The sequence below is a fragment of the Pseudomonas sp. Z4-20 genome (genome assembly GCF_051131955.1).
Taxonomy (GTDB): Bacteria; Pseudomonadota; Gammaproteobacteria; order Pseudomonadales; family Pseudomonadaceae; genus Aquipseudomonas; species Aquipseudomonas marvdashtae.
In genome coordinates this window covers 2387491-2402331 of record NZ_CP071641.1, presented here as the reverse complement: position 1 = coordinate 2402331, position 14841 = coordinate 2387491, and the positions used below count along the sequence as shown (strand labels likewise).

Here is a 14841-nt window from a genome sequence, read left to right as displayed (position 1 = left end):
ATTCTGGACTTGTTCCCGGTAGGTATCAAGAGCTAAAAAGTGAACCCCGTACAAGGTAATAAAGAGCCATTGGTATCCAGCTGAGTATTTCCGCTCAAATGGTCTCCTTCTTAACTCAACATCGCTCCCCTTCTCAGCGAAACCGCCCTTTTCACCGATATGACTTGGGCATGACGATAGGAATAATCATCGGCACCGGTGCAGCAGGTGGCGTTATCAGGCCTTCGCTTTTCGCGACCGGCACACCCTTCGCTTTAATCGCATCGAACAACCGCTCCGTGGCCTCCGCATCTACGTATCCGCCATCGTCTATAGATGCGCTGAGCGCAATCTGTCGTCTATCTTCGGTCAACTGAAGCTGCTTGGTCCGTAGAAAAGTGTAGAGAGGCATTTTCATGAGAGTCGTTACGTCTTAATCCAACGCTACAAGAGGGGTTGGAAGGTCAATGGTCATTTTTTTGCCCTGTAATGCCCAAGCTATAATAGATTGTTTTTTTCGACACACCTCGATCAACCGGCAGCAGGCCCAATACAAACTGATCCAACTCGCCCTACGCTTAAGTCTTTTCATACCAAAAGCTTCTTACAACTAACTCATTGGTTTTTTCCGATACCACCACCCAATGTAGTTGAGCACGCGAATATCGGCAATAAGAAGTCGTTCGAAAAACAATATTACACCTCACCAAGGTACACCTAAGGTTTAAAACCCAACAGTAGCAGAGGGACTGGAAGATCAACTCTCTCACCTTCGGCGCAAGCCCAAGACATACAACAAAGTTTTTTCGATACGCTTCGATCAAACGGCATTAGCGCCAATAAAAACCGCTCCAACTCAACGCTACACTTAATGCCTTTTATACCAGCAGCCTCATGCAACTCTCCTCCCTGCCTTATCTCAATGCGATCAACCAAAAAAACGTAGTTGATCTCGTGCGTATTGGCACAGTAAGAGATAGATAGAAGAACAACACTATTGCTTATAAACGGAGTGGCCATTCCGAATCCCCTTGAATTTTCCCCACTTCCATTCTCCTTTTGCACCAATAAACAAAGCATCTAATTATTTTTTAGCTGCCTGGCCGGATCCCAATCATTAGGCTTGAGCTGATGCTTACTCCACCATTGCATCCCCTTAGAAACCCACTTTTCGCGCAAATCGGAATGAGCGACTGTCGAGTCATCATATCCAAATTCCGTCCCGCAGCATGGGCAAATATTGTACGAGGCACAGCCAAAACTGTCATACACCGGCTCATTAAGATCAGGATATCCGCATACCGGACATACATATGCTTGATTACTATTGGGCATTGAAACAGTCCAAATTTTGGCGCTTAACCATGCACTATAGGATCAGGCTTGTAGATTGATTATCAATTTTCGTTGCCCCTGTCAGCTATAGAAGGAAATCCAGGTCATTTAACAATACTCCTTTCGACGATAAACAACCCTATCAGCTTGCGATAGACTAGGTAGCTTTTCTCTGCTTATTATAACCTCCCGTCTGCATTTCAAATTAGAGTCTTGATAGGCGGTGTATTGGCATATTATGTCCTCTACCTCTTCAATGTCGTCCCCCACATCCTTCTCGAAATAAAAACTTATCACCCACTCCTCACCTTCGCGAGACAAAACCACCATCCTAAAGTTCGGAGTGACTGCCCCCAACATTGCCTGGATCAGCATTAAAACCTGATGATTCCAAGCTTTTAGCTCATCTGCAGTATTCATTTTTTACTCCAGTTTGGGTTAGTTGGAACGATACTCGGACTCTTTGTACCTTTGATGATAAAAATATTGGTTGGCTGACCGGCTATACCAACACCAGCATTAACATTTGTCCCCGTTACACCTTCAAATTTAACAATGGGAAACCCTTGAGCATTTTTACCTAAAATCGTGACGTTTCCTATACGGTAAGCATCTAGCACTCGTTGAGCATCATCAACACTATTCAAGTATCCTCCCCCTCCTCTAGCTTCAAGTTCAGGTCTCCCTGCGATATGTCTAAGCTGCTTTTGACTGATTTTTCCAGCCACCTCTGGAAAATCTTTAGGTGTAAGAGTTCCTTTTGCACCGCTACCGCTCCCTCCTGTTCCACCAACAATCGGCAGACCATTTCCGGGTATCGGGCTGAGAAGATCTACTCCCCCATTCGAAGCGTGATCGTTGAAAACATCCAGTTCATCCTTCAGCTCCTCCGCCGCACCGGAGGCATCACTGGCCATTGCCCCATCTGAATCGTCATCGTCATAGTGGCCTTGGGAGTTATATTTCTCTCCAGCCCCGCCAATCAAGCTTCCTGTACCTGGGTTACCTCCCGCCATTGCTGCCGAGAGTAATCCAATAATCTGTGCGGTGGTAATCTTCGCCTGGCTTCCTTGCTCGCTCAGATCATTGGCATTGAAATATTCACTCACATGCTGGGCTAGGATCTCATTTGCCACCGGAGTCAAGCCTTCTGCTACACCGCCAGCGATGGCTCCACTGGTAAAACTCTCCCCACTGGCAACAGAAATCAACCCTCCCAATGCAGCATGAAGGAACATTGCCTGTGCGCTTCCCGGGCTTACCTTCAGTTTTGCTGCGAGATCCCCGATGCCTTTGTTACCCGCCGCAGCGGCTAGATCAAGCCCTTCCCCAAAGAGAGCGCCACCAAGGTTCTTCCCGAAGCTCCCCCCATTGATAGCAGTCGTAACACCGCTGTTTATCAAAGCATGCGTCCCGCTGCGAAGGAGCGTTTGTTGGGCATTGGCCCAACTGAGCATGTCTTTTGAATAGCCAGGGTTTTGGATCGGACCAGCGCTTGTAACCGTTGAGCCACCATTGGTAGCACCATTGGGCGCCTGAAACCAATTGCTGTCTACGTAACTGATCGCCCCGGCAGTTAAACCGCCTATGGCTGCGTTTTTTAGGCTGTCGTTGCTGAACGTATCCTTTAATGTGCCTCCCAGATCTCCCTGATTATTAAACAGACTCACCGCACCAGTGCTTGCCACCGAAGTAAGCGCTGTCGAGACCATTATGTTGCCCCAGCCAGCTGCGACTGCCTGGGCGCCTGCGGCTATCGCTTCTGCGGTAGTTGCTGCAGCCATTACAGTTCCGGAGCCCGCCGTCGCGCTTGCCGCTGTTCCCACCGCCGCGCTGGCAGCGCCGGCCGTCAGCACCGTGACGACGATAACGATGACGAGCATCGCCCCCGCCCCAAGGCTGGAGTTGCTGTATTTGAAGGATTCGTGTACCTCTTTCACTTTCCGCCAATCAACATCCCCACGCTTTTCAGCCTCCTTGAGCCAAGCTAATTGCGGGTCGGCCTTAACCATTGCGTCGATGGTTTGGGTAACTGATTTCTGGTCGATATGTTTGATATCGATCTTGAGCCCGTCTACTGCATCGATTACCACCTGGCCTTTCGCCGTGAGTTGACTCTGGCGTAGCGTCTCGTCGGTGTGCCCTTTGCCCTTCATTGAATTCCAAGCAAGGCTGGTGCTGCTCTTTTCGTGACTCTCTTGATCCAAGTCCTTCACACCTTCGAAGGTCACCGAACCGCCACTTTTCAATAGCAAATCATTTCCACTTTCCAGCTTGGCCACCTGGTAGCTTTGATCGCCTTTGCTAATCAAGGTGAGATCACCGCCTGTGCTGATTTCACTACCGACATGGACGACCTTGGTAATCTCGTCTCGCTTGGTGCGCGTACCTAAACTGCTTTTACTTTTCCGGCTATAAAGCGAGTAGTCACTGTCCTGCGCAGCCAGTAACCCCAAATCTCCACCAGCCACCAGATACGCCTCATCCCCCGCCGTAATTCGACTCGAAATGAGCGCCAAGTCCTTACCTGCAGTGAGACCTACATATTCACCGGCAGAGATCGAGCTTTGCACCTGACTGACATGATCTTTCTGATCAGTGACCTTTTTAGTCTTGTAGAAAGAGTGTGCTTCGTCCGCCGCCGAACTCACGGTGATGTTTTCCACCGCAGCCATAGCGATGTCACGCTTGGCCTCGAGCTGGCTGGCTACGATGGTAAGGTCACGACCGGTGTCGATCGATATGTCGCGCCCCGCGATGAGGCGTGACTCAAATTGAGTGATTTGCTCCTTAGTGTCGTTTTTGCCTTTTTCCTCGGTGTTGTGCTCGGTGGCTGAGGTAATGATGACATCCCGACCGGCGCTGATAGACATATCTCGACCGGCTTGCAAGGTACTGCCGATGTTGGCGACATCGCGCCCTGCCTTGATTGTCAGGTCATTCGCAGCTTCGATCCGACCCGCGCTGTCGAGAAACTCCCGATGCTGATCCCAGCGGCCTACCTCAGAGTCATAGGTATGGACGCTGCGTTCATTGATGACGTCGCCCTTCAATGCGGTGAGGCTGACATCGCGCCCGGAGATAATCCCTCCCGCCTTGTTTACCAGGTCGTTACCAGCCAAGAGGTCGAGGCGATTGCCCGCCTGAATCAAACCGCTGTTGACCAGATCGGTGCCGGCAATAGCGGCCAGATTTTCGGTCGCACGCAAGGTACCTGAGTTGGTCAGGTCCTTGCCGGCAATCAGCGAAACATCCTTGCCCTGGATCAGGGCTCCATTTGCGGCCAAGCGCTGATTGGCGTTCGCCAGGTAGAGCACTGGCACCAGCACCTTCTCGCCATTGACCTCATGCTCCTCAAGCCAGACGATGTCATGGGTCAGCGCCGCGACCTGCTCGGCGGTTAGCGTGACGCCCAGGCTCAGGTTCAACGCGTCCTTGCTGGCTACGGCGTTGTTCATCAGGTATTTGAATAAGCCTTCGTCTGTCGTCTGACCGTCGATGTAACGCTGACCGGTGCGAGCCAGGACGGCCTGCTGGATCAGTCGTTGCTCATACAACCCGTCCCCCAAGCGTTTGGCGCTGTCATCCGGGTTGTAGCCCAGGTTCGCCAGCAAATAATCCGAGCTCATGAACTGCTTGAGCTCTGTCAGCACCGGGTTGGTTTCGATAAGGTATTTTTGTGGCTTGGATTGGTTGGCGTTGCTCGGCAAACCTTGGACGCGGGTAATCGTCTGGCTACCTGGCGTGGTCATTTGTGCGAGAACGGTCGATGGGACCGTGGTTGACAGCTGAGAGGCAGGGAGTACGCCGACTACAGCAGGTTGGCCCGCAAGGTTCGATCCGCCCACGCCACCAACAACTGTGATACCGGATGAATTCGGCGTGTGTCCCGGTGCGAGGGTGCCATTGGCCCCTGAGTCGCCGGGTGCACTGACGCTGATGGTCGATGCGTTACCGTTGATGCTCGTACTTTGACGGACGTCGGCTATCGCTTGACGGTTGGCTGCCGCAACCTGAGTACCCGTACCCAGTTGGATATCACGGGCCTGAACGTCCGGCACGCTCTGGTTGCGTTGAGCTTGTGCAACACTGGCGCCGGTGAAGGTCCAGTTTGGCGCAGCGACATTCGCTTGGGTAGCCAGCGTACTGCTAACGCCCTGCCCGCTCAGGCGGAACATCCCATTTTGGCCGGTGGGTAGACTGAAGCCTGGTAAGGCCAAGGGGTTGACCTGGGATTGACGCAATTCGGGGGGCAGCAGGCTGGCGGGTATGAACACCGCTTGGGACGTTGAGGAGACAGCTGTATTGGATGTCTTGTCACGACCTTGGGTTACTGCGGTGAATGGTGTGATGAGACTGTTGTTAATGGAAGAAGAAGCGTTGATCGATACCTGTCCTCCAGCCTGGATGACGGCTGGTGAGCTGCTTAGGGTGCCAGTAACTTCGCGGCTGATCAGAGGCGTTGAGTTAAGCCAAGCTGGAGCGTCCGCGAGATTGTTCCTGTCATACAGCGAACCGGAGTGGAAGTAGGTATCGTCGTCATTCAGCCCTGAGCGGGCGTACATCAGATAGGGTTGGCTTCCTAACGAGGCTTCTGTCTCCACCTCATAGTTTTTATCGAACCAGAACACCTCGACATAGCCGCCGGAGGCGCTGTCTGATTCGGGTACCAGATGGGCTACAGGCACCATCTGATAATGTTTAACCTCACGAGGCCTTCCTCCGTAGATTTCCCCATGCCATTCGTATTCAACGGTGGGAAAGGCAAGGTTGTTTCGCTGGTTGTAGAAAAAGAAATCATCGGTCACGACGCTCGCCATGTTTCCCTGAGCGTCATAAGTACTTTTCACGGAGTAGGGCCCGACCTGAGCCGCCTGATTTTGGAAATCATCAGCCGTAATCGAAATGTTACCCGACGCCGAAATCGTGCTGTAAAGATTCGAAACCCTGCCTCCTGCTATCCGTATGTTTCCCCCAGAGGTCAACGATGAACTTGCGCTATCCTCACTAGCGGTCGCTTCAAAGTTCTCGGTCAGCACGTATGTCCCCGATCCCTGGAAGGTTCTCTCCCCGTTTTCATCGCTCCAACAATCGCGAAGGCAAGCCACACTCAATGCGCCCGATACTTTGCTCGAGGTATATGTAAAACGATCCTTTGTATTTTCAAACGTCGTCGCCGAAAGCGAAAAATCCCCGGCTGACTCCATGGTTGAAGAACGATTGGACACCAATCGCGCCCGGTTCCCAGCGCTGTCAGCCGCAATATCAATCCCGCCCAGGCTGTAGACATCGGCATACAGGTTGTTGAAGTCGGTCACCCGCAATGCCATGTTTCCACCGCTAAAGACCAAGCCATGATCGTTCAGCAATGAAGACGCATTGACTGTCAGGTTCTGCCCACTACCTAACGTCCCGTAGTTATTCAAAACACCGGCGTTGGCCGTCAGTGAAGCGTTGGAAGTGATCCGACCGTAGTTGTTCAACTGGCCCGAGGCGCTTACCGAGGTGGTCCCGCCACCTGCGATGCTGCCCAAGCTGGCCAGGTTCAATTGCCCAGCGGTTAAGCCTAGCGTGCCCAAACTACTGACCCGGCCATTGCCAGAATAGGTCCCGCCCAAGTTCAGGCTCAGGCTGCCGTCACTGGCGATCAGCCCGTCGTTGCGCCAGGTACCGCCACTGCCTACAAGAGAAGTCGTCGCGAGCAACTGTCCGGTTGCAGTCTGGGTGAAGTTATTGACGTTGACGTTCAGCGTGCCAGCTTGCAAGACGCTGGTGTTGGTCCAGCTATCAGCATTGAGGGTCAAAGCGCCACGGGTGACGAAACTTCCACCAGCATTGATGACGTTGGTAGTGGCGACGCCGAAGTTGCCGCTCCCTACGTGGAGGATGCTGCCATCTGCATTGAGCAAGTTGCCTACACCGAGGTTCAAATCGGTATTGGCACTTTCCAACGTACCGCTGCGGTTATCGAACAGACCACCAATCTGGAAGTTGGTCTTGCCGCTGGTACCCAACGCACGCAACTTACCCGTCTGGTTGTCGAGGCTCGCCGCCTTGATCGCCAAGGTGCTGTCGCTTTCGATAATGCCCAGCCGGTTGTTCATCGCGCCGGTCAGGTCCAGGTCGATCTGGCTGCCGGCGATCTGGCCGTCGTTGTCGCCACTGTTATCAAAATCGTTACCGGTGACGTTGACCTTGCCTTTGGCGTACAGGCCGCCGTTGCGGTTGTCGAAGTTTCGGGTGACGACGATGGCGTCGCCGGTTTGTGCGGAGATGCGTCCGCCATAGTTGTCGAGGCCGCCCCGAGCGGTCAGGTTCAGGCGCTGGGCCTGGGTGATGCCGCCCTGGCGGTTGTTGTTCAAGTCATAGCCGTTTTTCAGCACACCGGTCAGTTGCGTGGTGAGCACACCTTGCAGGCTGGCGAGCACGCCGCCACGGTTATCGAAATGGCGACCCACCATAGTTACATCGCCGGCCTTGGCTTGGATTCTACCGCTCTGGTTATCGATGTCCGCATCGACGGTGAGTTTCAGATCCCCTTGGCTTTGCACCACACCCTTGCCGTTGGTAAGGCTGGCCGCGTCGATGTCCACGCCGCCGCTCTGGCTGTAGATCAAGCCATCGGCGTCGTTCTGGACTACGCCGGAGGTATTCAAGACCAACAAATCACTGGCCACGACGGTGCCGCGATTGCGGTTGTCCAGGCCATTGGTGAGCAAGGTCAACAAGCCCTGGCTGGCGATCTGGCCGCCCTGGTTATTGATCTGCGTGGCGCGCTCCACCCGCAGTGGGCCGACACTGGCGATCTTGCCGCTGGTGTTGGTCAAGGCACCGAGCAAGTCCAGGGTCACAGCAGCGTTACCGATCAGATTGCCATCGCTGTTATCCAGGGAGGTGCCGGTGAAGTTCAAGGCTTTTTGCGCGTTGACGGTACCGCCGGCGTTACCCAGGGTCATGGCGTTCATGACCAGAATGGCGCCGCTGTCGATCAAGCCGCCTTGGGCGTTGTTCAGCAAACCGCCGGTGGCGGTCAGGGTCTGGTCGCTGCCACTGGAAAGAATCCCGCCACGGTTATCCAGGCTGGCGGCGCTGACAGTGAGTTTATTCTGGCCGACCAGCGCACCGGTAGCGCTGTTGAGCAGTGCCCCGCTGAGGGTGACGCCGACGTCTCCATTGCGGCTGGAGAGCGTGCCGTTGTTGCGGTTGTCGAGACTGGAACCGTTGACCAGCAGTCCTTGCCATCCAGAGATCAGGCCGTTCTGATTGAGCAGGCTGTTGCCGTCGAGGCTGAGCAGGTTGCTGCTGATCAGCTTGCCGCCGGTGTTATCGAGGGTGCGTCCGGCCAGGGTGAAGCTCTGGCTGCTGGAGATTTCGCCGCGGCGGTTATTGAGGTCGCGCAACCGGCTGATGGTCAGCGGTCCTTTGGCAGTCATCAAACCGCTGCTGTTGTTCAGGTCACCACCGCCCAGGTCGAGGGAGATGCCGGCATTGCCGAGCAGGCGACCGCCGTTCTGGGTCAATGCACTCAGGCTCAAACCGATATCGCCTTGGGCCGACACTTCGCCGCCGTCGCTGGAGTCCAGGCTGTTGGCGGTCAGGCTCAACGTACCCTGACTGTTGATCAGGCCGTTACCGCTGTTGTCCAGGGCCGTCGCGTTGAGCGTCAGCTCGGTGACGGCGAGCACTTGACCGCCCTGATTGTCGAGATCGGCGGAACTGATGTCCAGTGCCTGCGCCGCATTGACCAGGCCATCGCCCTTGTTGGTCAACACACCGTCGACCTTAAGCAATAGATCGCCACGGCTGTTCAGGGTGCCACCGCTGTTATCCAGGGCGCCCGCCTTCACATCCAGGCTGGCAGCGGCGATCAAGCCCTTGACGTTGTTCAATGCTTGGGCGATGCGCAGCGTGATGCCTTGATTGCTCAGCAATTTGCCGTTGCTGTTGTCGAGGCGGTCCGCCGTCAGGGTGAAGGCTTGGGCGCTGGAAATTTCACCGTTTTGGTTGGCCACGTCCGTGAGGTTTTTCAGGACCAGAATCGGCGCATTGATCAAGCCATTCTGGTTGTTCAACTGGCCGTTGTGCAGGTCCAGGTCCAGGCGGGTGCTGCTGAACAAACGACCACCCTGTTGATCCAGGCCGGTGACATTGGCAGTCAGGGCGCCGGTGCTGCCGATCCGGCCATTGTCCTGGTTGGTGACCTTGCCTGCGTCGAGATTCAGGGTGCTGGCGCTGGTCAGTTGTCCGTCATGGCTGTTGTTGAACTGACCGGTGGTGACGCTCACGGCGCCCTTGCCGCTGATGCTGCCCTGGCGCTGGTTATCGAGACTGGCGCTGTGCAGGGTGAGGTCGGCGTCGGTGATCAGTTGTCCACCCTGGTTGCTGATCGCCCCGATGCTGTTCACGCTCAACGTGCCGGCGCTGGACAGGCTGCCCGCCGTGTTGATCAAGCTCCCCACCCGAACGCCGAGTGAACCTTCGCTGCTGAACAGCCCCAGGTTGTTGTCCAGCGTGGCACCGAGGTCGACGTCGATGCTCTTCGCGCTGAGCACGGCGCCTGAGGTGTTATCCAGTCCCGTGCCGATCACGCTCACGCCGGCCTTGCCCGAGAGCAGGCCTTTGTTGCGGTTGATGATTTGATCGACCTTCAGCGCCAATGTGCCTTGGGCGAGAATCTGCCCGCTGTCGCTATTGTCCAGTTGTTGACCAACCAGGCGCAATGCCCCTTGACTGGACAGTTCGCCACCGCGGTTGTCGATGTTGCCAACCTTGATGTCCAGTGCAGCGGTCGCACCGACCAGGCCATTGGCGCGGTTGTCCAGGCTATTGCCTGTCAGGCTCAGCTTGCCTTGGGCGATTAATTGCCCGCCTTGCTGCTGCAAGCTGCCAAGGGTCGCGCTCAGGTCTTTTTTACTGGCGATCTGGCCCTGGCTGTTATCCGCCGTGACGGCATCGAGCAGTAGATAGCCATCGGCGACCACGGTGCCCTGATGGTTGGTGAAGTGGTTGTCGACTTGCAGGTCCAGCTCATCGCGGCTGCTGATCAAGCCGCCAGTGTTGTCCAGGCTGGCACTGCGGGTATTCAACGCGGCTGCGGAAATGATGCCGTTGATGTTGTTCAGTGCTTGCGCCAAGCGCAACGTCAGCGCCTGATTGCTGAGCAGCTTGCCACCGCTGTTGTCCAGCGTCCGGGCGCCGAGGGTGAAGGCTTGGGCGCTGGAAATTTCCCCATTCTGGTTGACGACACCGTCGAGATTTTTCAGTAGCAGCGCGCCGGGAGTATTGATCAAGCCATGTTGGTTATTCAACTGGCCGTGGTTCAGGTCGAGGCTCAGCGCCGTGTTGCTGAACAACTCCCCGCCCTGCTGGTCGAGGCCCGTGAGCGAGGCGGTCAAGGCCATGGCGCTGGCGATGCGGCCGGTGTCCTGGTTGGTCACTTGGGCGGCAGTCAGGTCCAGGGTGTTGGCACTGGTCAGGCGACCGCCATGACTATTGTCGAAGGCGCCGGTGGTGACCCGCGTTGCGCCCTTGCCGAACAGCACGCCGCCGTTTTGGTTATCGAGGGTGGCGCTATTTAGCGTCAGCCCTGCGTCGGTATTGATCGAGCCGCCCTGATTTTTCAGCGCCCCGGTGGTGGCAACCTTCAGCGCCGCCGCGCTGGACAGGCTGCCCATGGCGTTGTCCAGGCTGGCGGCGTCGAGGGTCAGGGTTCCTTCGCTGCTGAGCAGGCCGGCACGGTTGTCCAAGTCGGCCGTCAGGTTGAGCAACAGGTCACGCTGGCCGGCAAGCGTGCCCCCACCATTGTCCAGACGCGTGCCGGTCAGGTTGAGGGTGCTGCCAAACAGCAGACCCTTGTTCTGATTGATCAGGCGCGCGACCTTGAGCCCCAGTGCGGTGCCCGCCAGCACCTTGCCGCCGTCACTGTTATTCAGTTGATCGCCGGTGAGACCGACATCGACCTGACTGGAGATTTCGCCCGCGCGGTTGTCGACGCTGCCAACATTGAGTTTCAGCGCTTCTGTTGCCCCGACCAAACCACCCTGGCTGTTATCCAGCGAGGCACCGGTCAATGTCAGCGTGCCTTGGGCGACCAGTTCACCACCCTGCTGGGTCAGCGCATCAACATTGGCGACCATGTCGCCTTGACTGGCAATACGCCCAGCGTTATTGAACACGACGCCGGCTTGCAAGTGCACCAACCCCACGGCGCTCAGCAAGCCGCCCTGGTTATCCAGACGTTGACCGGTGAAACCGATGCCGACCTTGCTGGTGAGCAAGCCTTGTTGGCGGTTGTCCATCCGATCGACGAAGAGTTGCAGGTCCTTGTCGGCGCGAATGACACCGCCACGGTTGTCCGTCGTGGTCGTGCGCAACGTCAGCAGATTCTGCCCCGAAAGACGGCCACCACGGTTGTCCAGGCTCAGGCCTTGCACGCTCATCAAGCCCTTGGCCAACAGACTGCCGCCGCCCTGGTTATTCAGTAGCCCGTCGAGGGTGAGGTCGAGGTTACCGTCCGTCACCAGGCTGCCTGCCTGGCGGTTATCCAGGCTCTCGGCCCTGACGCCCAAGCCTTGTCCGGCCCCCAGCGTACCGGCCTGGTTATCCAGGGCACCGCTGATGGTCAGGTTCAGGCGTTGATCGGCGGTGATCTGGCCGCCACCGTTGCCCAGGGTCATGGCGCTGATCGTGCTGTTACCGGCGCTGGACAGCTCGCCATTGCGGTTGAGCAATGCCCCGCTCAGTTGCAGGTTCAAGTCAGCATCGCTGCTGAGGCTGGCGTCAGTGTTGTCCAACTGAGCCGCGCGCAGGTCGACGCCATGCCCGGAGATGACTCCGCGGACGTTAGCCAACGCCTGATCGATGCGTACGTTCAGTCCTTGATCACTGACTAGTTTGCCGCCGGTATTGTCGAGGCTCTGCGCCGCCAGGATGAATGCCTTGGCACTGGAGATTTCGCCGCTCTGGTTGCCGACAGTGCTGAGATTTTTCAACAGCAACTGGCCCGGTGCAGTGATCAAACCACCGTTGTTATTCAGTTGCCCTCTGTTCAGGTCAAGGCTGACATCAGTGGCGCTGAACAATTGACCGCCCGCGTGTTGATCAAGGCCAGTGACCGTTGCAGTCAATGCCATGGCGCTGGCGATACGGCCTGCGCGGCTGTTGTCCACCTCACTCGCCGTGAGCTGGAGTGCGCCGGTACTGGTCAGTTGCCCGCCCTGCTGGTTGGCGAGGGCCCCCGTCTTGAGCGCTACACCATTACCAGCGATACGACCCTGCTGGCTGTTGTCGAGACTGCCGCTGGTCAGGGTCAATCCGGCGTCGGTGAGCAAGGTTCCACCCTGATTGGCCAGGGCGCCGCTGCTGGTGACACTCAAACCACCCACGCTGGAAATACTGCCGCCGTTATTGCCCAGGCTCGCCGCCTGCGCAGTGAGTGTGCCGTCACCGCGTAGCGCGCCTTGGGTGTTGTTCAGTTGCTTGGTCACGACCAGGTTGAGGTTGCGCTTGGCATACACGCTGCCGGCATCGCTATTATCCAACTGCCCGACATTGAGTTGTAGATCGCGCTGCCCGGCAACCAGGCCTTTTCGCTGATTGTCGAAGCTGTCGAGCGACAGGGTAATGTCGCCGTTTGCCAGGATCCGACCGTTGCCGCTGTTATCCGCCTGACTGCCATTCAAGGTCAGATTCGCGAGACTGGAGACTTCACCATTGCGGTTATCCAGCGCAGCGGTGGTCAACCGAAGATTGCCGCCTGAATTGAAAAGCCCGGCTTGGTTGAGCATCTGCCCCGCTATCTGGGCAGTGAGTGCCCCCGCACTGAGCACCTTGCCTTGCTGACGGTTATCCAGCGTGCCCGCAGTCAAGGCCAACGTACCCTGACTGACCATCGCCCCCTGCTGGCTGTTATCCAGCGCAGCCGCGCCAATCTGCAAATCCCTCTGGGCCAGTACACGCCCGCCCTGATTGTTCAACTGGCCACTGGCTGTAATGCTCAGGTTCTGTCCGGCACCGATCAAACCGGCGACGTTATCCAAAGACGCTACCCGTACCGTACCAACAGTCGAACTGGACAGCTCACCGCCGCTGTTATTGAGGGACCCGGCATTCACGCTCAGGTTGTCGGCGCTACTGATCAAGCCGCCCTGAGCGTTCGAAACCTGGTTAGCGGTGACAGCCAGTCCGCCTTGGCTCAGCACCCGGCCTTTCTGGCGATTATCCAGGGTCGAGGTGGAAATCTGCACGCCGGCCTGACCATTCAGCGTCCCGCCCTGGTTGGTCAACGTCTGCGCAACATTCGCCGTCAGGTTACGGCTGGCAACAATACTCTTGCCGTTGTTGTTCAGGCTTTGTGCCGTGAGGCTTACATCACCCGAGGCATTGCGCGTGGTGTCGGCATTCACCCCGACTTCGATAATGCCGTTGTTGGTTAGCTGCCCACCGGCATTCAACGTGATGCTGTCCCGCGCCGCCAAGGTTTGCTGGTTGGTCAAGTCACCCTGAGTCTGCGCATTCAGCGTCGTGCCGGCATAAACCGGGCCCTGCGCATCAAGGCTTGCCGCCTTGACGTTGACCGCCCCGCTGGCCGAGGTATCGACCATGCTCAGATGCCCATTGGCATCGAGCTGGATATCCCCGCCACTGGCAATCAGCTTGCCGTCCAGCTTCACCCCAACCCCGGCCTCGGTGCCGACCAATTTGATCGCCCCGGCGTACATCCCGCCCAGCGCCGAAGAGTCGATCGCCAGTTCCGGCTTTACACTGCCGTCATCGGCGCGGGCGGTGGCGTTGAGGGTGTCGGCGTTGACGTCGTTACGCCCGGCCACGATCGTCAGGTTCTTGGCCTGGATCTCGGCATTGATCTTGGCGCTGCGGGTGATGATTTCGAAGTGGTCAACGTTGGTCGCGTTAAGACCGGCGCCTTCGATGGCGACGCTGCCCTGGTCCACTTGATAACGATCCAGCCGACCGTTTTCGACGATTGGTTTACCGGTGCTCAAGGTCACTTTCGGGCTGTTGATGAAACCGCAGCCGTTGCAGCTGATGCCATACGGGTTGGCGACGATGACGTGGGCCGATTGCCCGGCCACTTCGGTGTAGCCGCGCAACTGGCTGGGGCTGCCGCCGTTGACTTCGTTGAGGATGGTCGTGGCGGCCGCGCCCTGGAGGTTCGGGTTGCCGACGATGATTCCGCCCAGTTGCGTGGACTGGGTACGGGAGGTGGCGTTGTTGAGGATTACGCCGTTGCTGCCGACGTTGTAGTCCTTGAATTGGTTGTGGGACAGGCCGTTGGCGTTGGGCTTGGCGATATTGACGATGGGCACGCCATTGCCGGCCCGATCCAGGCCGGTGCCCGGGGCGCTGACCACGATGCCGTCGGCCTGGGCCCACATCGGTTGCCAGAACATGACGTTGGCCAACAGGAACGCCAGGCCGCGCTTGGGCATCCCGAGAAACCGCTCGCGGTTTTCCAGGGCAGCAGAAGGTTGGCGGGCCAGGAAGGCGTATTGGCGGTCGTCCATGATC

Annotated in this window: 3 protein-coding genes; all 3 read right to left on the bottom strand. The window is 57.1% G+C overall.

Going from position 1 to position 14841, the window contains the following annotated elements; all coding sequences use genetic code 11:
* Window positions 1-151: 151 nt before the first annotated feature.
* A complete protein-coding gene (locus J3P82_RS11170) occupies window positions 152-397 on the bottom strand; it encodes a hypothetical protein (RefSeq protein ID WP_434563063.1) in 246 nt (81 codons plus the stop codon).
* A gap of 1025 nt (window positions 398-1422) precedes the next feature.
* Window positions 1423-1734, bottom strand: a complete 312-nt coding sequence (locus tag J3P82_RS11165; RefSeq protein WP_434563061.1) for a hypothetical protein — start codon at window positions 1732-1734, stop codon at window positions 1423-1425.
* Window positions 1731-14837: a filamentous hemagglutinin N-terminal domain-containing protein gene (locus J3P82_RS11160; protein ID WP_434563059.1), complete on the bottom strand. Its 13107-nt coding sequence runs from the start codon at window positions 14835-14837 to the stop codon at window positions 1731-1733. The genes J3P82_RS11165 and J3P82_RS11160 overlap by 4 nt, the downstream gene beginning before the upstream one ends.
* Between the last annotated feature and the right edge of the window lie 4 nt (window positions 14838-14841).